At 71.5% G+C, this 19,484-nt stretch carries 20 protein-coding genes; 5 read left to right on the forward strand and 15 right to left on the reverse strand.

All coding sequences use genetic code 11. The annotated features are described in order from the left end of the window. Positions 1 to 248 precede the first annotated feature (248 nt). Positions 249 to 1,010, forward strand: a complete 762-nt coding sequence (locus tag ACWD5F_RS32130; RefSeq protein WP_401725871.1) for a GntR family transcriptional regulator — start codon at positions 249 to 251, stop codon at positions 1,008 to 1,010. 81 nt (positions 1,011 to 1,091) lie between these two features. Here ACWD5F_RS32130 and ACWD5F_RS32135 read toward each other — a convergent pair whose 3' ends face one another. The 3 genes from ACWD5F_RS32135 to ACWD5F_RS32145 all read right to left on the reverse strand — a co-directional run bounded on the left by ACWD5F_RS32135 (position 1,092) and on the right by ACWD5F_RS32145 (position 4,222). Then, the gene (locus tag ACWD5F_RS32135) at positions 1,092 to 2,249 is read right to left on the reverse strand and encodes an ROK family transcriptional regulator (RefSeq protein WP_451260117.1); all 1,158 of its coding nucleotides are present in this window, start codon (positions 2,247 to 2,249) and stop codon (positions 1,092 to 1,094) included. A 123-nt stretch (positions 2,250 to 2,372) separates the two neighbouring features. Next, positions 2,373 to 3,038: a response regulator transcription factor gene (locus ACWD5F_RS32140; RefSeq protein ID WP_451259743.1), complete on the reverse strand. Its 666-nt coding sequence runs from the start codon at positions 3,036 to 3,038 to the stop codon at positions 2,373 to 2,375. Between the two features lie 14 nt (positions 3,039 to 3,052). Continuing rightward, entirely contained in the window at positions 3,053 to 4,222 is a 1,170-nt protein-coding gene (locus tag ACWD5F_RS32145; RefSeq protein WP_451259745.1) for a sensor histidine kinase, read from the reverse strand. 108 nt (positions 4,223 to 4,330) lie between these two features. On the opposite strand from ACWD5F_RS32145, the gene ACWD5F_RS32150 reads away from it, so the two are divergent. Together ACWD5F_RS32150 and ACWD5F_RS32155 are read left to right on the forward strand one after the other, a co-directional pair. After that, entirely contained in the window at positions 4,331 to 5,251 is a 921-nt protein-coding gene (locus ACWD5F_RS32150; protein ID WP_451259747.1) for an ABC transporter ATP-binding protein, read from the forward strand. A 1-nt stretch (position 5,252) separates the two neighbouring features. Beyond that, positions 5,253 to 5,975, forward strand: a complete 723-nt coding sequence (locus tag ACWD5F_RS32155; RefSeq protein ID WP_451259749.1) for an ABC transporter permease — start codon at positions 5,253 to 5,255, stop codon at positions 5,973 to 5,975. Positions 5,976 to 6,002: 27 nt separating this feature from the next. On the opposite strand, the gene mug is transcribed toward ACWD5F_RS32155, so the two are convergent. The 10 genes from mug to ACWD5F_RS32205 all read right to left on the reverse strand — a co-directional run bounded on the left by mug (position 6,003) and on the right by ACWD5F_RS32205 (position 17,139). After that, entirely contained in the window at positions 6,003 to 6,551 is a 549-nt protein-coding gene (gene mug, locus ACWD5F_RS32160) for a G/U mismatch-specific DNA glycosylase (RefSeq protein WP_451260118.1), read from the reverse strand. Beyond that, entirely contained in the window at positions 6,548 to 7,990 is a 1,443-nt protein-coding gene (gene purB, locus ACWD5F_RS32165; protein ID WP_451259751.1) for an adenylosuccinate lyase, read from the reverse strand. The genes mug and purB overlap by 4 nt, the downstream gene beginning before the upstream one ends. 93 nt (positions 7,991 to 8,083) lie before the next feature. Continuing rightward, positions 8,084 to 8,440 (reverse strand): DUF4326 domain-containing protein, encoded by a 357-nt coding sequence (locus tag ACWD5F_RS32170; RefSeq protein ID WP_451259753.1) that lies wholly within the window; start codon positions 8,438 to 8,440, stop codon positions 8,084 to 8,086. 4 nt (positions 8,441 to 8,444) lie between these two features. Continuing rightward, on the reverse strand, positions 8,445 to 9,257 hold the full coding sequence (locus tag ACWD5F_RS32175) for an SGNH/GDSL hydrolase family protein (protein WP_451259755.1): 813 nt from the start codon (positions 9,255 to 9,257) through the stop codon (positions 8,445 to 8,447). A 285-nt stretch (positions 9,258 to 9,542) separates the two neighbouring features. After that, on the reverse strand, positions 9,543 to 10,556 hold the full coding sequence (locus ACWD5F_RS32180) for a hemolysin family protein (protein ID WP_401725894.1): 1,014 nt from the start codon (positions 10,554 to 10,556) through the stop codon (positions 9,543 to 9,545). Next, positions 10,553 to 11,977 (reverse strand): hemolysin family protein, encoded by a 1,425-nt coding sequence (locus tag ACWD5F_RS32185; RefSeq protein WP_451259757.1) that lies wholly within the window; start codon positions 11,975 to 11,977, stop codon positions 10,553 to 10,555. Before ACWD5F_RS32185 ends, ACWD5F_RS32180 begins: the two co-directional genes overlap by 4 nt. Before the next feature lie 232 nt (positions 11,978 to 12,209). Then, a complete protein-coding gene (locus ACWD5F_RS32190) occupies positions 12,210 to 12,635 on the reverse strand; it encodes a GNAT family N-acetyltransferase (protein WP_401725898.1) in 426 nt (141 codons plus the stop codon). Between the two features lie 129 nt (positions 12,636 to 12,764). Beyond that, entirely contained in the window at positions 12,765 to 13,643 is an 879-nt protein-coding gene (locus ACWD5F_RS32195) for an LLM class F420-dependent oxidoreductase (RefSeq protein ID WP_451259759.1), read from the reverse strand. Positions 13,644 to 13,703: 60 nt separating this feature from the next. Next, a complete protein-coding gene (locus ACWD5F_RS32200) occupies positions 13,704 to 16,271 on the reverse strand; it encodes an ABC transporter permease (RefSeq protein ID WP_451259761.1) in 2,568 nt (855 codons plus the stop codon). A 4-nt stretch (positions 16,272 to 16,275) separates the two neighbouring features. After that, positions 16,276 to 17,139, reverse strand: coding sequence for an ABC transporter ATP-binding protein (locus tag ACWD5F_RS32205; protein WP_451259763.1), 864 nt, complete (start codon positions 17,137 to 17,139; stop codon positions 16,276 to 16,278). A gap of 228 nt (positions 17,140 to 17,367) precedes the next feature. Here ACWD5F_RS32205 and ACWD5F_RS32210 point away from each other — a divergent pair, with 228 nt between their 5' ends. Then, positions 17,368 to 17,607: a toxin-antitoxin system HicB family antitoxin gene (locus tag ACWD5F_RS32210; protein WP_280879063.1), complete on the forward strand. Its 240-nt coding sequence runs from the start codon at positions 17,368 to 17,370 to the stop codon at positions 17,605 to 17,607. Between the two features lie 4 nt (positions 17,608 to 17,611). Further along, positions 17,612 to 17,986, forward strand: a complete 375-nt coding sequence (locus tag ACWD5F_RS32215; protein WP_451259765.1) for a fic family toxin-antitoxin system, toxin component — start codon at positions 17,612 to 17,614, stop codon at positions 17,984 to 17,986. Here ACWD5F_RS32215 and ACWD5F_RS32220 read toward each other — a convergent pair whose 3' ends face one another. Then, positions 17,987 to 18,700, reverse strand: a complete 714-nt coding sequence (locus ACWD5F_RS32220; protein ID WP_451259767.1) for a class I SAM-dependent methyltransferase — start codon at positions 18,698 to 18,700, stop codon at positions 17,987 to 17,989. It abuts the gene before it with no gap. A 70-nt stretch (positions 18,701 to 18,770) separates the two neighbouring features. Beyond that, positions 18,771 to 19,457, reverse strand: coding sequence for an esterase/lipase family protein (locus ACWD5F_RS32225; protein ID WP_451259769.1), 687 nt, complete (start codon positions 19,455 to 19,457; stop codon positions 18,771 to 18,773). Positions 19,458 to 19,484 lie beyond the last annotated feature (27 nt).

The following is a 19,484-nucleotide window of genomic DNA, read 5'->3' on the forward strand; positions in this document are numbered from 1 at the left end:
CGCTGCTCCCTTCGGGTGAAGCGAAGCCCCCGTTTCACTACGGGGGCTTTGCCGTGGTGTCACGAATGGGTTCCGGCGCGAACGCCCCATGAACGCTGCGCTGCACAGGCGCTGTGGGTTGCGTACGGGATCGAGGATTGGTCTTGACCAAGGGTTTGGGCCGCCCTATGGTCGCAGATAAGTGCAACAACCTTTAATAAACAAGGGCGCTAAAACGCCGCCGGACCACGGCGATCGCGGAGGACAGGGTGGGGACCACGCAGCTGGAATCGGTACCGGAACCGAAGTACTGGCATCTCAGGACGGTGTTGAGCGAGGCACTGGACTCCGAATTCACCGTGGGTGAGATCCTGCCCAACGAGCGCGACCTCGCCGCTCGCTTCGGCGTCGCCCGTGCGACGCTCCGTCAGGCGCTGGAGCAGCTCGAACTGGAAGGCAGGCTGCACCGCCGTCGCGGTGTCGGCACGACCGTCGCGCCCCCGCGTGTGGGCGTGGCCGTCGGCTCCGAGCAGCACACCTGGCCGGGCGCCGCGGGGGACGTCTGGCAGCCCGTCGACTGCACGGTCACGGCGCCGCCCGCGGCCGTCGTCGCCGCCCTGGAGGCCGGCCAGGACGAGCCGGTGCACATCGTGCGCCGCTCCCGCGTCTCGAAGGGCCAGCCCGTCGCCGCGGAGCTGCTCTACATCCCGGAGTCGTCGGTCCCCGACCTCTCCGCCATAGACGCCCCGTCAGGACCCGCACGCGCGCGTGCCGTCCTGCGCGAGCTGCAGCGGCTGGAGCTGGAGGGCCAGGACAGCTCCGTGGAGCTCGGCTCCGCGCGCGCGGACGACGCCAAGGAACTGGACCGGCTCCCGGGGGCACCCGTCCTCGTCGTCACCACCCGCTTCCTCGCCGCAGGGCGCACGGCCGCGCTGTCCGTCGCCACCTACCGGGCGGACACCTGCCGCCTGACTTTCGGTGACTCCGGGGGCGTGGAGATCCACGAGGGCCCGGAGCGCCAGGCGTCCTGATCCCCGCACAGCGTCAAACGCCCCGCGCCCCGGAACTCCTCCGGGGCGCGGGGCGTTTCACATGCAGGACATCGCCCGAGGTCAGCGCCGCCCCGTCACCGTGCCCTCCACCGCGAACAGTTCCTCTTCCACATGGTCAAGGGCCAGCCGCAGCGCCCCTGTTGCCACCGCGGCCTCACCGAGGAGGGACAGGGCCACTCTCGGCGGGCGCAGACAGAAGCGGGCCAACTCCTGGCGCAGGGGCGCCAGTACGCCGTCCAGGCCGGCCGCCCACCCGCCGATCACGACGAGTTCGGGGTCGAGGGCGAGGACGAGCGCGGCCACGTCGTGGACGAGGCGCTGGATGAAGCGGTCGACGGCGGCGATCGCGCGCTCGTCGCCCTCGCGGGCCTTGGCGAAGACCTTGGCGACGGCCTGTTCGTCGAGAGGGTGCAGCGGCTCGTCCGTCGTGGACAGGAGCGTCTCCGGGGTCACCTCGCTGCCCAGCAGATGGAGCGCGCCGATCTCCCCGGCCGCCCCGCCGTACCCGCGGTGCAGCTTGCCGCCGATCAGCGAACCGGCGCCCGGGCTCAGCCCCGCGAGGACGAACACGATGTCGTCGGACTCGGTGGCGGTGCCCTTCCAATGCTCGGCGACGGCCGCCGCGTTGGCGTCGTTCTCGACCAGGACAGGACACTTGAAGGAGCGGCTCAGCCGCTCGCCCAGGCGCAGCCCCGTCCACTCGGGCAGCGCGGTCCCCAGCCGTACGGTGCCGTCGGCCTCGACGATCCCGGGCGTGGCCACACCCACCGCGCGCAGGGAGTTGCGCGGGACACCGGCCCGGCGCAGCAGCTCGGCGACCACGGTGCGCAGCCGGTCCAGACGCTCGTCGGCCGATGCCGTCTCGTCGACGTCCTTGGCCTGCGCGCCGAGCACCCGCCCGTCCAGGTCGGACAGGAGCGCCGCGACGCGGTGGGGGCCGATCTCCAGGCCCAGCAGGTGCCCCGCCTCGGCCCGGAACCGGAACCGCCGCGCGGGCCGCCCCTGCCGCCGTGTGGCGCTCTCGTCGGCCGCCTTCTCGACCACGAGACCGGCCTCGATGAGCCCTTCGACCACACCTTCGACCGTCGGCCTGGACAGCCCCGTCACCCGCGTGATCTCGGTCAGCGTCGCGCAGTCCGTGGCACGCAGCGCGTGCAGCACCACCGCGGAATTGATCCTTCGCAGCAGCGAGGGATCCCCGCCGGTCAGCTGCCCCAACGTCCGTCCTTCCAGCTCGTGCGCGTGTTGGGGCGGATCGTACTCGGCGCGGAGCACCCCGGCGAGTGCCGGGGCGACCGACCCGTCGAACAATCCGTTCCCGTCCTGTTCGTCCCCTGTGGATCAGCCCGGCGCCACGAACCCCGATTCGTACGCCGTGATCACCGCCTGCGTACGGTCCCGCGCCCCCAGCTTCGCCAGTACGGCGCTCACATGCGACTTCACCGTCTCCGTGCCGACGACCAGTCGCGCGGCGATCTCGGCGTTCGTCAGTCCCCGCGCCATCAGCCGCAGCACCTCCGCCTCACGCTCCGTCAGCCGGGCCCGCTCCAGCACGTCCCGGGCCGCCCGGTTGCCGCCGCCGTCGTCCCCGTACTCGGCGGCCAACCGCCGTACCGACGCCGGGAACAGCAGCGACTCGCCCTCGGCGACCAGCCGCACGGCATGCACGATCTCGGCCGGCCGCGCCCGCTTGAGCAGAAACCCGTCGGCCCCGGCCCGCAGCGCCTCGTACACGTACTCGTCGTTCTCGAACGTCGTCACCACGAGGATCTTCGGGGGATCGGTGATCGTCCGCAGCACCGCGCGCGTGGCCTCGATCCCGTCGAGCAGCGGCATCCGTACGTCCATCGCGACCACGTCGGGCCGCAGCTGCCGCACCAGCGGGATCACCGCCGCCCCGTCGGCCGCCTCCCCGACCACCTCGATGTCGGGCTGGGCCTCCAGCACGGCCCGCAGCCCCGCGCGTACGAGCGGTTCGTCGTCTACGAGGAGCACGGTGACCGGCATCCGGCAAGCCTAGATCACCGCAACGGAAGCCTGACCTGCACCTGCCAGTCCCCCTGGTCGGGCCCGGTGCGCGCGTCGCCGCCCAGCAGGGCCGCGCGCTCGCGTATCCCGCGCAGCCCGCTGCCCCGGCCGGGCCCGGGTATGTCGGCCGTGAGCGGATTGCGCACCTCCAGGTCGAGGGCGTCGTACGCCACCTCGATCCGGATCAGCACCGGGACCGCGCCCGCGTGCCGCAGCACGTTGGTCAGCGATTCCTGGAGGATCCGGTAGCCCTCGCGGGAGACCGGGCCCGGCACGGTGTCCAGCGGCCCCGTCAACTCGGCGTCGACCTTCGCGCCGGAGGCACGGGCGGACTCCAGCAGCCGGTCCGCGTCCGTCAGCGTCGGACGGCTGGAGACCGGCCGCTCGGACTCGCGCAGGATGCCGAGGACGCGTTCCAGGTCCTCCAGGGCCGCCCGGCCGGTCTCCTCGATGGCGCCCAGGGCGCGGTCGGTGAAGGCCGGGTCGCCGGCCGCTCGTGCGGCACCCGCCTGCACCACGGCCACGGTCAGGGCGTGGCCGATGGAGTCGTGCAGTTCGCGGGCGATGCGGGTGCGCTCCAGGAGCTGCTCCGTGCGCTCCTCCATGGCGGCGAGCCGCTCCGCGGGGGAGGGACCGAGCAGACGGCGGGCGAGAAAGGCGGCGAGGCTGCCCGAACCGACCACCGTGCCCGCGAGCGCGGCCAGGGCCACGGGCGCGAGCAGGACGTGCCACCAGGGATGACCGTCGAGGACCAGCAGCACGCCGTCCTCGACGTCCCGACCGAACGCCGACGACACCAGATCCACGGCGGCGACCAGCAGTTGAACGGTGAGCAGTGCGGTCACGATGCCGAGCCACAACCGCGCCTGCAGCCATACGACCAGCCGCCCGCGGTCGCTCCAGGTGGCCGACGGCGCCACGACGATGCCGGTGCCCGCGCCGTCGTGCCCGTGACCGGTCAGCAACAGCCTTGCCTGGAGCCCCTCCACGGTGCGCATCGCGGGCACAAGACCGACGGGGACGAGCACCGCGGCCGCCACCGCCCAGGTCCACCAGGCCTCCTCGATGAACAGCCACATGGACGGCCACACGATGGCGATCAGCAGATGCAGCCACCGTGTGTACGTCACCGCCCGGCCGAACGGGCGCAGCAATCGGACCATTTGGTCATCGTGCCAGCCGCCACTGACAACGAGCTTCCCCCGCACGGGGGAGACGCTCTCCACGCGCGGGGGAGGTCCCGCCACCGCACCACCGGCCAGGCTGCTGCCATGACCAGCATCGACGTCCACGAACTCACCAAGGAGTACGGCACCCGACGCGCCGTCGACCACCTCACCTTCCGCGTCCACCCCGGCCGCGTCACCGGCTTCCTCGGCCCCAACGGCGCCGGCAAGTCCACCACCCTGCGGCTGCTGCTCGGCCTCGCGCGTCCCACCGCCGGCTCGGCCACCGTCGGCGGCCGCCCCTACGCCACCCTCCGCGAACCCCTGCGCCACGTCGGCGCCCTGCTCGACGCGGAGGCCGCGCACGGCTCACGGACCGGCCGGGACCATCTGCGCGTGCTGGCGGCGAGCAACCGCATCCCGTCGCGCCGGGTGGACGAGGTGCTCGCGGAGACAGGGATCGACTCGGTGGCGCGGCACCGTGTGAAGACGTACTCCCTGGGCATGCGCCAGCGGTTGGGCATCGCGGCCGCCCTGCTCGGCGACCCCCAGGTGGTCGTGCTGGACGAGCCCTCCAACGGCCTCGACCCCGAAGGCATCGTCTGGATCCGCGGCCTGCTGCGACGACTCGCGGCGGAGGGCCGCACGGTCCTGGTCTCCAGCCACCTCATGAACGAGACCGCGTCCTACGCCGACCACCTCGTGGTCCTCGGGCGTGGACGGCTCCTGGTGGACACCCCGATGCGGGAGTTCATCGACGCGCGCGTGCAGCCCCGCATCCGGATCCGCACGACGGACGCCCCGGCGCTCAGGAAGCTCCTCGCCCAGCACGGTCACGACGGGGTGGAGCACGAGGACGGGCACTGGACCGTGACGCACGCATGCGTGGACGACATCGGACGCCTGGTGTCCACCGCGAGGCTGCCGATCCTCGAACTGACCACACTCGAGGGCACGTTGGAGCAGGCCTACCTCGATCTCACCGGCACTGAAGCCGAGTTCACCGCACAGCCCCAGGAGGCCTGACATGCCGTTCGCCGCCGTACTCCACTCGGAGTGGATCAAGATCCGTACGCTGCGGTCGCTCCTGTGCGCCTTGGGTGCGGTCCTTCTCGCCACCGTCGCGTTCACCGCCCTCGGCGGCAGCGACAGCGACAGTTCCGACTTCGACCCGCTGTACTCGGTCTTCCTCGGCGTCGTCTTCGGGCAGATCGCCGCCATCGCGTTCGGGGCGACCGCCATGTCGGCGGAGTTCCGGGGCGCGGCCCTGCGCGGCTCGCTCGCCGCGGTGCCGCTGCGCGGGCGGTGGTTCGCGGCCAAGGCGGTGGCGATCGCCGCGCCGGTACTGGTCGTCGGGCTGGCCGCCGGAGCCGCCAGTCTGCTCGTCGGCAGGTCGGCCCTCGGTGCGCAGGCGGACGTACTCACGGCGGCCGAGCAGGGGCGCGGGGTCGTCGGCTGTGCCGTCTATCTGACGCTGATGGCGCTGCTCGCGGCCGGACTCACGGCGGTACTGCGCAGCGGCACTGCCACACTCGGCATCCTCATCCCGTTCCTGCTCATCGTCTCGTTCGTCGTCGGAGACGTGTCCGGCTCGGCTGCGGACGTCCTGCCGGACAAGGCGGGGCAGGTGGTGTTCCACGAGAACTGGGGCGGCGCCCTCGGCCCCTGGACGGGACTCGCGGTGACGGCACTGTGGACGGCCGCCGCCTTGTGCGCGGGGGCGTGGAGCATGCGACGCAGGGATGCCTGACACCCTGCCCCGGCCTGCTGGGGACGGCTAGGAGCCCTCCGCCGCCACCCGCAACCGCGCGAACTCCTCCGCCATGGACGCCGCAGTCCAATGCGCGTTCAGCCCGCTCGGATTCGGCAGCACCCACACCCGCGTCTCTCCGAACGTCCGCTCCTGCGGCCCCACTTGAGCCTTGCGGTCGTCGAAGGCGGCGCGGTACGCGGTGACGCCCAGGACGGCCAACCAGCGGGGGCGCAGCAGGGCGATCCGCTCGGCCAACAGGCGTCCGCCCTCGCGGTACTCCTCCGCGCTCAGCTCGTCCGCCCGGGCCGAGGCCCGCGCCACGACGTTGGTGATGCCGAGCCCGTACGAAAGCAACTCGTTTTGTTCCGCGGGCTTCATGAGCCTGGGCGTGAAGCCGGAGAGGTGGAGGACCGGCCAGAAGCGGTTGCCGGGACGGGCGAAGTGGTGGCCCGTCGCGGCCGTCATGAGGCCGGGGTTGATGCCGCAGAACAGGACGCGGAGACCGTCCGCCGCCACGTCGGGGACGAGGCGGTCGCGGGCGGCCTCCAACTCCTGCTGGGTGAAGCGGGTCAGAGGATCGCCCCCGGCGTGTAGCCCGCGGCCTCCGGGTGCTGCTTCACGAGCTCCTCGACCCGGCTCACGACGGTCGCGACCTGGGCGGCGGCGGCACCGGTGAAGGACAGCTTGTCGGCCATCAGGGCGTCCAACTGGGCGCGGTCGAGCGGGATCCGCTCGTCTGCGGCCAGCTTGTCGAGCAGCTCGTTGCGCTCCGCGCCCTGCTCGCGCATGGCCAGCGCGGAGGCCACGGCGTTCTCCTTGATGGCCTCGTGCGCGACCTCGCGGCCGACACCGGCCCGCACCGACGCCATCAGCACCTTGGTGGTGGCGAGGAACGGCAGGTAGCGGTCCAGCTCGCGGGCGACGACGGCCGGGAAGGCACCGAACTCGTCGAGGACCGTCAGGAACGTCTCCAGGAGGCCGTCCAGCGCGAAGAACGCGTCGGGCAGAGCCACCCGGCGCACCACCGAGCAGGACACGTCGCCCTCGTTCCACTGGTCGCCCGCCAGCTCGCCGGTCATCGAGGCGTAGCCGCGCAGGATCACCATGAGGCCGTTGACGCGCTCGCAGGACCGCGTGTTCATCTTGTGCGGCATCGCGGAGGAGCCGACCTGGCCGGGCTTGAAGCCCTCGGTCACCAGCTCGTGTCCGGCCATCAGCCGGATCGTCTTCGCGAGCGACGAGGGCGCCGCCGCGAGCTGCACCAGCGAGGTCACCACCTCGTAGTCCAGCGACCGCGGGTACACCTGGCCGACCGAGGTGAACGCCTGCGAGAAGCCCAGGTGCCCGGCGATCCGGTCCTCCAGCTCGGCCAGCTTCGCCGCGTCCCCGCCCAGCAGGTCCAGCATGTCCTGGGCGGTGCCGACCGGGCCCTTGATACCGCGCAGCGGGTAGCGCCCGAGCAGCTCCTCCACGCGCGCGTACGCCACGAGCAGTTCGTCGGCCGCCGTGGCGAACCGCTTGCCCAGCGTCGTCGCCTGCGCCGCCACGTTGTGCGAGCGGCCGGCCATGACCAGCTCGCCGTACTCGCCCGCCAGCTTGCCCAGCCGCGCCAGCACCGCCACCGTGCGGTTGCGCACCAGCTCCAGCGAGAGCCGGATCTGGAGCTGCTCCACGTTCTCGGTGAGGTCGCGCGAGGTCATGCCCTTGTGCACCTGCTCGTGCCCGGCGAGGTCGTTGAACTCCTCGATCCGCGCCTTCACATCGTGCCGCGTGACCTTCTCGCGCTCCGCGATGGAAGCCAGGTCGACGGTGTCCAGGACCCGCTCGTAGTCGGCGATCGCGTCGTCCGGCACCTCGATCCCGAGGTCCTTCTGCGCCCGCAGCACGGCGAGCCAGAGCTGCCGCTCCAGCTTCACCTTCTGCTCGGGCGACCAGAGCGTGGCGAGCTCGGCGGAGGCGTAGCGTCCGGCGAGGACGTTCGGGATGCGGGGCTTGGCGGCAGCGGAAGTCACGTGGACGGATTCTACTGGCGATTCGTGCAGGCCAGCGCCACGACCCTGCTCGTCGGAACCTACGAGACGCCCGTCACGTGCGAAGACGTCCGGCTACGGGACGCCCGTCACCTCGTCCGTCTCGGCCAGCTCCGCCAACACATCCCCATGGCACAGCTCAGGCGCGCACCAGCACGCCAGCGTCCTGCCGCGCAGTTCCGCCACCAGGTCCAGCAGCTCGGGGTGTTCCAGGAGATACGCCCGGTACATCGCCATGACCTCCGCCCGCGTGCCGTCCCGCTTCTTGGTCGGGGTGTCGTAGGCGAAGGGGTTGGAGAGGGGGTGGCGGGGGAGGTCCCAGCCGCCCATGGTCCAGCGGCGGCCGACGTAGACGACGTCCTCGGGGGCGAACTCCAGGCGGGGGCCGAAGTCGTGGATCCGGCCCCTGACGTTGATCACGCGGGTGACCACGGCGTCAGTCCGTCAGGTCCTTGTAGGGCAGCAGGTCGGGGCGCTTCGCCACGAGGCCGTCGCCGGAGGAGCGGCCGGTCAGGCGGCGGCCGATCCACGGCAGCAGGTGCTGCCGGGCGAACCGTGCGTCCGCGACGCGCCGCGCGAGCCACGCGGGCGGCACGGTGGCCGCCATCGGCGTACGCCACTCGGTGTCCTCGGGGTCGTAGCCGAGCGTCTGCCACACCGCCTCGGCGACCCGGCGGTGGCCCTCGGCCGTCAGGTGCAGCCGGTCCACGTCCCACAGGCGCGGGTCGGCGAGCGAGGGGGCGCCGTACAGGTCGACGATCAGGGCGCCGTGCCGTTCGGCGAGCCCCTCGACAATGGTGAACAGCTCCTCCATGCGCGGCCGGAACCGCTCCAGGACGGGGCCCTGGCGGCCCGGGCTGCGCATCAGCACCAGTTGCTCGCAGGACGGGGCCAGCCGCTCCACGGCCTCCGTCAGCAGGTCCCGCACCCGGCTCATGTCGACCTTGGGGCGCAGGGTGTCGTTGAGCCCGCCGACCAACGTGATCACGTCGGGCCGCATGGCCACCGCCACGTCGACCTGCTCGTGGACGATCTGCCCGATCAGCTTGCCGCGCACCGCGAGGTTGGCGTAGCGGAAGTCGGGCGTGCGGGCGGCCATCCGGCCGGCGAGGAGATCGGCCCACCCGCGGTACGAGCCGTCCGGCAGGAGGTCCGACATGCCCTCGGTGAACGAGTCGCCCAGCGCCACCAGGCTGGTGTACGCGGGGCTGGGCTGTGCGGGGGTGCTGGGAGTGGAGTTCGTCTGCATGGCGAAGCAGATCGTAACCCGACGGCATACCCGTCGGTCTGTCGGCCTCCGGGCGGCAGGGGACCGAGCCTCCGGGCGGCAGGGGGCCGGGCCTACGGCGGCAGGGACCGCAGCCGATCTGCCCGCCGGCCGCTCCCAGCACCGCCCGCCGAATGGCCCTGGACCTCCCGCCGCCGTCTCCGCTGCCCGCTGGCCCGCACGCCGGGCGGGTCCGCTGGCCCGCTATGGCCGCGGCCTCCGGCACCCCTGCCCCGCGCGCCCGCCGCCTCCGTTACCCCCTCGCCCTCACGCCCGCTGCCCGAACAGCTCCTGCAGTACGTCCTCCATGGTCACCAGCCCCTCCAGCCGCCCGTCGTCGCCGCGGACCGCCGCCAGGTGCGTGCGGCTGCCCCGCATCGCGGTCAGGACGTCGTCCAGGGGCGTGCTCGCCCGTACGCGCGCGATGGGACGCATGTCCTGGACGCGGAATGGCACCTCGCGCGGCGAGGCGTCCAGCGCGTCCTTGACGTGGAGGTAGCCGACGATCCGGCGGGACTCGTCGACGACCGGGAAGCGGGAGAACCCGGACTGCGCCGAGAGCTGCTCCAACTCCTCCGGTGTGACGCCCACGCGCGCGTAGACGACGCCTTCCAGCGGCAGGACGACGTCACGGACCGGGCGGCGGCCCAGTTCGAGCGCGTCACGCAGCCGCTCCTGTGCGCGGTCGTCGATCAGGCCCGCCGCGCCCGAGTCCCGCACGATCCGGGCCAGTTCGGCGTCCGAGAAGGTGGCCGAGACCTCGTCCTTGGTCTCCACGTGCATCAGTCGCAGCAGGGTGTTCGCGAAGGCGTTGATCGTGAAGATCACCGGGCGCAGCCCCCGGGCCACGGCGACCAGCGGCGGGCCGAGCAGCAACGCGCTGCGCACCGGCTCCGCGAGCGCGATGTTCTTCGGCACCATCTCGCCGAGCAGCATGTGCAGATACGTCGCCAGAGCCAGCGCGATCACGAAGGACACGGCGTGCCCCGCGCTCGTGGGCACGCCCAGCGCGTGGAACACCGGCTCCAGCAGATGCGCGATCGCCGGTTCCGCGACCACGCCCAGGACCAGCGTGCACAGCGTGATGCCGAGCTGGGCGGCGGCCAGCAGCGCCGACACGTGCTCAAGACCCCACAGCACGCTCTTGGCCCGCCGGTCGCCCTCCTCGGCGTGCGGCTCGATCTGCGAACGGCGTACGGAGATCAGCGCGAACTCGGCGCCGACGAAGAAGGCGTTGACGACGAGGGTCGCGAAGCCGATCAGCAGCTGTACGGCGATCATCGGGCGTCCCCCTGCTCGTCGTGTTTGACCGTTTCCGTGTGTATGTCCGTGTCTGTGTCTGTGTCCGTCGGCTTGATCCTGGTGGCGCCGGCCGTCTGGGATGCCCCTGCCGCGTCGTCGAACGGCGCATGCATCAGCACCCGCGCCGCCCTGCGACCCGACGCGTCCACGATGTCCAGCCGCCAGCCGGTGACCTCGACGGAGTCGCCCGTCTCCGGGATGCGGCCGAGTTCCGTCGCGACCAGGCCGGCGAGGGTCTCGTACGGCCCCTCGGGCGCCCTGAGACCAACGCGCGCGAGCTGGTCGACGCGGGCCGAGCCGTCGGCGGAGTAGAGGGCGCGGCCGTCGTCGTCGGTGCCGGCGTGGGCCAGGTCGGGCGTCTCGTGCGGGTCGTGCTCGTCGCGCACCTCGCCGACGACCTCCTCGACGATGTCCTCCAGCGTGGCCACGCCCGCGGTGCCGCCGTACTCGTCGATCACGACGGCCATGGTCCGCCTGCCGGACAACCGGTCCAGCAGGCGGTCGACGGTGAGGGACTCCGGGACGAGCAGCGGCTCGCGCATGATCTCGGCGACCGGCACGTACCGGCGGCGGTCCGCCGGGGTCGCCAGCACGTCCTTGATGTGCGCGGTGCCGACCACCGAGTCGAGGTTGCCGCGGTAGACGGGGAACCGGGACAGGCCCGTCGCCCGGGTCGCGTTCGCCACGTCCTCGCAGGTCGCCTGGACGTCGAGGGCGATCACCTGCACGCGCGGGGTCATCACGTTCTCCGCGGTGAGGTCGGCGAGGTTCAGGGTGCGCACGAAGAGCTCGGCGGTGTCCGGCTCCAGGGCGCCCTCCTTGGCGGAGTGCCGGGCCAGCGCGGCCAGTTCCTGCGGCCCGCGGGCAGCCGCCAGCTCCTCGGTGGGCTCGACGCCGAAGAGGCGCACCACGCGGTTCGCCATGGTGTTGAGATGGGAGATGAAGGGGCGGAAGGCCGCGCTGAACCAGCGCTGCGCGTTGCCCACCCCCTTGGCCACGGTCAGTGGCGAGGAGATCGCCCAGTTCTTGGGCACCAGCTCGCCGACGACCATCAGGAAGACCGTGGACAGTGCGGTACCGAGCACCAGCGCCACGGTGCTCGACGCGGAGTCCGGGATGCCGATCGACTCCAGCGGGCCCGCGATCAGCTTGGCGATCGACGGCTCGGAGAGCATGCCGACCACCAGGTTGGTGACCGTGATGCCGAGCTGCGCGCCGGAGAGCTGGAAGGTGAGATTCCGTACGGCCTTGAGGGCGCCGGCCGCGCCGCGCTCGCCGCGTTCCACCGCCCGTTCCAGGTCGCCCCGCTCGACCGTGGTCAGCGAGAACTCGGCGGCGACGAAGGCGCCACAGGCGAGCGACAGCAGGATCGCCACCAGCAGGAGGAGCACTTCGGTCATCGGGTCACCTCCGTCCCACGATCGGACAGGGTGGGGCGGACCGCGCGCCATCGTGCACGGTGGGTACTACTGGGAGGCTCGCCCATGGGCGGACGCTCACACCTTTCATGACAGTACGGATCGTCCTCGCATGCTCGCACGAGGACGGAACAGTGCCCCAATAGTAAAGGACCGGCAAAGTAGATCGAAAAGAGGATCAGGAAGAAGATCAGGAAGAAGAAACAGAAGCAGCTCAGCCGGCCAGTGGCTTCACCCAGCGCCGCCAGTGCTCCTCGGGGGCGTACCCCGCCGCGCGCCACGCATGCTGGCCGGTCTCGTTGCGAGTCAGCACCATGGCGTCCCCGCGCCGCCCGCCGAGCCGTACGAACCGCTCCTCGGCCGCCGTCAGCAGCGCCGAGCCGATACCCCGACGGCGCCGCTCCGGGTGCACCGCCAGCCGGTACAGATGACAGCGCCACCCGTCGAACCCGGCGATCACCGTGCCCACCAGCTCGCCGTCCAGCTCGGCCAGGATCAGCGCCTCGGGATCGCGGGCCACCAGCCGCTCGACGCCGTCCCGGTCGTCACTGATGCTCGTCCCCTCGGCGGCGCCCTTCCAGAAGGCGAGAACGGCGTCGAGGTCGTCGGGCCCGGCGGCCCGTATCCGCAGATCGGTCATACGGCGATCCCATCATCCGGGACGCCTCCGAGCGCGGAATTCCAGCATGCGGACCGGCGTCCGCTCACGGTCGGACCCTACGCTCGCTGCCCTGCCCGCCCTACGCTCACCGCCCTGCCCGCCGCGCGCTCACCGTCCCGCCAACGCCGCGACCACCGGCGCGAACGCCTCCATGTACGGCTCCAGAACTGTCAGATACGAGAACCCGTACCGCTCCCGCTGCGCCAGCACCTGCGCGGTGATCTCGTCGAGGGTGCCCACCAGGAGGATCGGCAGCTCCAGTGCCTGTTCCGTCGTCAGCCCCGGCACCCGTTCGAGGAGCGGTCGGACGGCCGCCTCGCGGTCCTCGGTGACGATCACCATCTGGACGAGGAGGTTCAACTCGGCCTTCTCCGCGCGCCCCTTGGCCAACTCCAGATAGCGCGCAACCCGTTCGGCGAGTTCGGTCGCCGCGACCGGCGCCAGCTTCCCCGTCGTGCTGCCCGGCACCAGTCGTGCCCCCGCGAAGGCCGCGATGTCGGCCTGTTCGGCGGCGAGTTGGAGCATCCGCTCACCATTGCCGCCGATCATCACCGGGACGCGGGCGCCCTCGTCGGCGTCGAACGCGCGGTTCAACTCCTCGACCGTGCGCCGCAGATGGGCCACCCGCTCGCCCGGCGAGCCGTACGGCAGCCCAGCCGACTCGTGCTCCGACTGTACGTAGCCGGTGCCGAGCCCGAGTTCGAGGCGCCCACCCGTCAGCGCGGCCGTCGTCGTCACCTCCCGGGCGAGCAACACCGGGTTCCAGAAACCCGCGTTGAGCACGAAGGTGCCCAGCCGTGGCCGCTCGGTCGCGCCGGCCGCGGCGACGAGCGCCGGGAACGGAGCGACCATGCCGAGGTGGTCGGGGACCAGGATGACGTCGTACCCGAGCTCCTCCGCGCGCCGGCATCTGGCCCGCCACTCGGCGGCCGGCCCGGGCAGCAGCAGACTGGCTCCGAACCGGAACGGACGTGCTGGACGCGGCATGAACTCTCCTCACCCGGAAGGGACTTGAGCACCCACCGCGATTCCATCACTTCCGTTCCGTCATTCGTGCGCGATCGCCGCCAGTACGTTCATGCGCGACGCGCGCAGCGCGGGCAGGAGTGCCGCCACCACGCCCACCACCGCGGAGCCCACGACCACTTCGACGATCGTGGCCCACGGGACGGCCAGCGCGTTCATGCCCTGCAGGGCCAGCACCTGCTGGGTGCACACGCCCCACACCAGGCCAAGAGCGAGGCCCAGGACCGCGCCGAAGACCGCGATCACCACCGACTCCAGCCGGATCATCCGGCGCAGTTGGCGCCGGGCGAGCCCGATGGCGCGCAGCAGGCCGATCTCCCGGGTGCGCTCCACGACCGACAGGGCAAGGGTGTTGACGACGCCGAGCACCGCGATGACGATCGCGAGCCCGAGCAGCGCGTACACGAGGTAGAGCAGGACCGCGATCTGGTCGTGCACCAGTTTCTTGTAGTCGGCCAGGTCGCGGACCTGGACCTGCGGATACGGTTCGAGCGTCGTGTCCAGCCGCTTGCGCAGCTGGTCGGCGTCGGTGCCGGAGGTCGCGTTGACGTAGAGCGCGGAGTCCTGCCCGCCGGGCACGTACTTCTCCACGGCCGCGATCCCGAGGAACAGGCCGCCCTGCATGCCGAATCCGTCGCTGCCGGCCTGGTCGGTGAGGGCGCCGACCTTCAGTTCGGTCCGCTGCCCGCCGGGGAACTCCACCGGGATCGTGTCGCCGAGCTTCACCTTGTGGTCCTTGGCGAAGTCGACGTCCATGGCGATGGCACCGGGCGCCAGTGCCGCCGCCGTGTCGCCCTGCGCGTACGTCACGTGGGCGACGTCGTCGACGCCATCGTCGTAGCCGGCGGCGGTCGTCTCGATCCGCTTGCCGTCCGGCAGCCGTACCGCGACCGGCGCGAACCGCAGCCGGACGACGAGCCCGACACCGTCCGTGGCCCGCACCTTGTCGGTGACCTCTTTGGAGAACGGCACGAAGTTGGCGTTCTGGATCACGAAGTCGGCGCCCAGGACCTTGTCGATCTGCTGGTCGAAGGACTTCGACATGGAGGCGCTCGCCACCGACATGCCGCCCACCAGGGCGAGTCCGACCATCAGGGCGGCCGCGGTGGCGCCGGTACGGCGGGGATTGCGCAGGGCGTTGCGCTGGCTCATGCGGCCGATCGAGCCGAAGATCGCGGGGAAGGCCGCGCCCAGGACCCGGATCACCGGGCGCACCAGCAGCGGGCCCGCGACCACGGTCGCGAGGAGCGTCAGGACGACGCCCAGACCCAGGAAGGAAGCGGACGAGGCGGTCTTCGTGGCGGTCGCGCAGCCCACCAGGGCGGCGGCGCCCAGGACGCCCAGGACGGACCCGACGATCGCCCGGGTGCGCAGCGGCCGCCCGATCTCGGCGATCTCCGCGTCCGCGAGCGCGGCCATCGGAGAGACGCCGGCGGCGCGCCGCGCGGGGAGGTAGGCCGCGACAAAGGTGACGCCGACCCCGACGACGTAGGCCGCGACGGGGGTGCCCCAACCCACCACCATCTCGGTGGTCTTGAGGTTCATGCCGAAGGCGCTCATGAGTTTGATCAGTCCGGCCGCGAGCCCGATGCCCGCCGCGAGGCCCAGCGTCGAGCCGACCAGGCCGAGCAGGATCGCCTCGGTGAGCACGGACCGGCGCACCTGCCGGCGGTCGGCGCCCAGGGCGCGCAACAGGCCGAGTTCGCGGGTGCGTTGGGCGATCAGCATGGAGAAGGTGTTGACGATCAGGAACACGCCCACCAGGACGGCGATGCCGGCGAAGCCGAGCATCACGTACTTGATGATGTCGAGGAAGCCGCCGAGGTCGGAGGCGGCCGACTTGGCCTGCTCGTCGGCCGTCCTGACCTCGTAGTCGGTGGTGCCCACCACGGCGGCGACCCGCTGCTTGAGCACGGTGTCGCTGACGCCCTTCGCCGCGTCGACGGAGATGCCGGTGGCCTTGTCGGCGGAGCCGAGCAGTTGGGCCGCCGCGGTCCGGGGGTCGAGGAAGACGAGGGCCGCGCCCGGGTTGGTGGTGGTGAACGTGGCGATGCCGACGATGCGGACCTTGAACGTGCCCGGCTGGGCGAGCACGGTCAGGGTGTCGCCGATCCTCACGTGCTTCTTGTCGGCGGTGTCGGCGTCCAGGAGCGCCTCGCCGCCACCCTGCGGGGCATGACCCGAGGTCAGCTTCACGGGGCTGCGGTCGGTGAGGAACCAGTCGGAGGCGATGGTCGGGGCGCCGGTGGTCGGGCCGACCGACTTGTTCTTGCTGTCGACGACGGTGATGTTCTCGACGCCGACGTCCGCGTGGGCCGACGCGACGCCGGCCACCTTCGCCACCTGGTCCGCGAGTGCGGCGGGCACGGTCTGGGCTTCCCCCGTCGGCACCTGCGACTTGAGGTCGTCCTTGGCCTCCACCGTCACATCGGCGGAGGTGGAGGCGAACAGCCGGTCGAAGGTGCGGGTGACCGTGTCCGAGAAGATCAGGCTGCCCGCGACGAACGCCACGGACAGCACGATCGCCAGCGCGGAGAGCAGCAGCCGGCCCTTGTGCGCGAGGAAGCTGCGAAGTGTCGCCTTGAGCACCGGTTCAGTCCTTGTCGAGGTTCACGTCGGCGGAGGCGGGCGGGCCGTCCCCGGACCCGGTGCCGAACACATCCCCGTCCCCGTCCGACGGGCCGCGCAGCGAGTCGAACCGCTTCATGCGCTCCAGCACCGCCTCCGCCGTCGGCCGCTCCATCTCGTCCACGATCCGCCCGTCCGCGAGGAAGAGCACCAGGTCGGAGTGGGCTGCGGCGCCCGGGTCGTGGGTGACCATGACCACGGTCTGGGACAGCTGGTCGACGGCCTCGCGCAGGAAGCCGAGGACCTCGAGGCCGGCGCGCGAGTCGAGGTTGCCGGTCGGTTCGTCGGCGAAGATCAGCTCGGGGCGGGAGGCCAGCGCCCGCGCGCAGGCCACGCGCTGCTGCTGGCCGCCGGAGAGCTGGGAGGGCCGGTGCTTGAGCCGGTCCCGCAGCCCCAGGGTGTCGATGACCTGGTCCAGCCACTTCTCGTCGGGCTTCTTGCCCGCGATGTCCATGGGCAGGGTGATGTTCTCGAGCGCGTTGAGGGTCGGGATCAGGTTGAACGACTGGAACATGAACCCGATCCGGTCGCGGCGCAGCCGGGTCAACTCCCGCTCCCGCAGCCCGGTGATCTCCGTGTCGCCGAGCCACACCTGACCGGCCGACACGTTGTCGAGCCCCGCCAGACAGTGCATCAGCGTGGACTTCCCGGAGCCCGAGGGCCCCATGACGGCGGTGAAACGGCCGCGCGCGATGTCCACGTCCACCGAGTCGAGGGCGAGCGCCGTCGTCTCGCCCGAGCCGTACGCCTTGGTCAGACCGCGGGCGCGGGCCGCGATCCCGTCCGCCGACGCATGGCCGGGAACGTACTGCGCAGCAGGTGTGGACAAAGCCGTCTCCTCGCTCCTGGGCATGGCGACTCGCTGGTCCCGGCCGAGCGTAGTGTGATGCGCAGCACACGTGGAATCCCTCGCAAGTCCTGGGTGGTCTCCACCGCAGGTCGGGCCCCCGATACGGATGTAAGGGGCACGCTCCACCCGGAGGTGGACCCTTTCGTCCGGGATTTGGTACCTGAGTACCCCTTGCCGGTGCTAGCTGTTCGGCGCTAGCGTCTAGGTATGGCGAAGACCCAGCTGAACGTGAGAGTGGACGAGGGCACCGCCCGCGCCGCCCGTGAGCGCGCTCTGGCCCGCGGCATGAGCGTCAACCGCTACATCGAAGAGCTGGTCAGACAGGACACCGGAGAGGTCGGCCACACCTTCGTGGACGCCGCCGCGGACTTCATGAAGCAGTACGAGTCCGTCTTCGCCGAGGAGTTCGGCACGGAGAAGGAACCGCCGCGCGAAGGTCGCCGCTGATCCGTTGAGCAGTCTCAGAATCGATCTTGCCTGGCTCCTCATGCTCGCCGAACAGAAGACACCGGGGGACCCCCAGGTCACCGACTGGGGTGCCCTGGTCGCCGCCGTGGCCCGCCACGAGGCCGAGATCTTCGACGTACCCGTCTACGACACCCCGCCCGCGCGTGCCGCCGCGCTGCTCCAACTCCTGATCCACGTACCGGCGTTGGAGCGCTCCAACGCCCTCTTCGCCTCGGCTGTGGCGTACGCCTACCTCGTCGCGAGCGGTCTCAAGGTCGCCACCTCGCCCGAACAGGTCCGTGATCTGGCCCGGCTGGTCAAGAACGGCGAGGCCACGGTGTACGAGATCGCGGAGGAACTGCGCCAGTGGACGCTGTGATCACGGCCCGGTGGCCGGCTCCTTGACCTCCGGCGTCTCGACCGGTCGCCAGGCCGTGCCCAGCACGCAGTACGAGGTGGGCAGCCGCGGTCCCTTCTCCGGCATCAACAGCCGCCGGTAGGGGCCGAGTTCGAAGCCCGCCTCCCGGAAGGCGGCGATCGGCTCACGGGCCAGATGACAGCCGCCGTTCAGGGGCGGCCAAAGCGTGCGGTCCAGGGCGTGCTGGGTGAAGGTCATCGCGCTGCCACCGCCCTGCCCGTGCTCGAAGAACCGCACGACACCGCCCGGCCGCAGCACCCGCCGCACCTCGCCGAGCGCGCGCCGCACGTCCCGGACGCTGCACAGCACCAGACACAGCACGGCCGCGTCGAAGGCCTCGGACTTGACCGGCAGCGCCTCCGCGGCGCCCGGCGCGACATCGACCGGTACCTCCGCGCGCAGGGCGGCCTCGACCGCCAACTGCCGCAGCAGGGACTCCGGTTCGATGGCGACGACCTCCGCGACCGTACGCGGGTAGTGCGCGAAGTTGAGCCCGTTGCCCGCGCCGATCTCGATGACCCGGCCGGACAGCCCGGCCAGCAGCCGGTCGCGTACCCGGCCCATGCCCATCCGGGTCTCGGCGCCGACGCTGACCTTGGCGTAGTAGCGGGCGAACAGCGGATGGTGCACGGGGCCCCGCGTGACCTTCGCGGAACCGGTGGATCCCTGCGGCATGAGGACCTCCCTCACCGGACGCCTTACCGCGATTGTCCCCCGGAACGGCCCCGCGCACCCTCTCACCGGGTCAGGCGATGAAGTCCCGGACCTTGGTGTACACGCCGTGGTCGTTGTTCGTGTCGGTGTGCGAGATGCACCCGACGTCCACGTTGGTCGCGCCGCTCAGCAGGGCCGAGCTGTTGGGGACGACCGCGGAGTCGCAGTCGGACCAGTAGCTCGCGTAGGAGACGCTGCCCGGTGTCTCGTCACCGGAGTTCAGCGCGGTCACGTACGCGCTGCCGGTCTGCATCTCCTTGCAGGACGTGTACAGCCAGGCGCACAGCGAGGCGACGGACGTCCCGTGGTTCGTACCGGCGACCGACACGAAGTCGTCGACGTACGCCGTCCCGCCCAGGTTCTTGAGGTAGTAGCGGGTGCTGAGCACACCCATCGAGTGGGCGACGAGATCCACCTTGGACGCGCCGGTGCGCGCCAGCACGTTCTTGATCTCGGTGGCCAGTTGCTGTGCGCTGGTGGCATTGGACTGCCCCCAGTCGTACGACCAGGCGTCCAACTCGGCGGCGGAGTAGCCGTCGGCCTTGAAGTCGGCTACCCAGTCGTCCCAGCCGCTCGCCGAGCCGCTGAGGCCGTGCACGAACACGACCGGGTTGTGGGTGGCCGCCTGAGCGGGTGCGGCGGCGAGGGAGAGGGACAGCAGGAGCGTGGCGACAACTCCCGGAAGGGCGGTGGCGATACGACGCTTGTGGCGCTGCATGATGCCTCCTGAAACGGATGGGGTTCG

This window comes from Streptomyces sp. NPDC002499 (genome assembly GCF_053595415.1).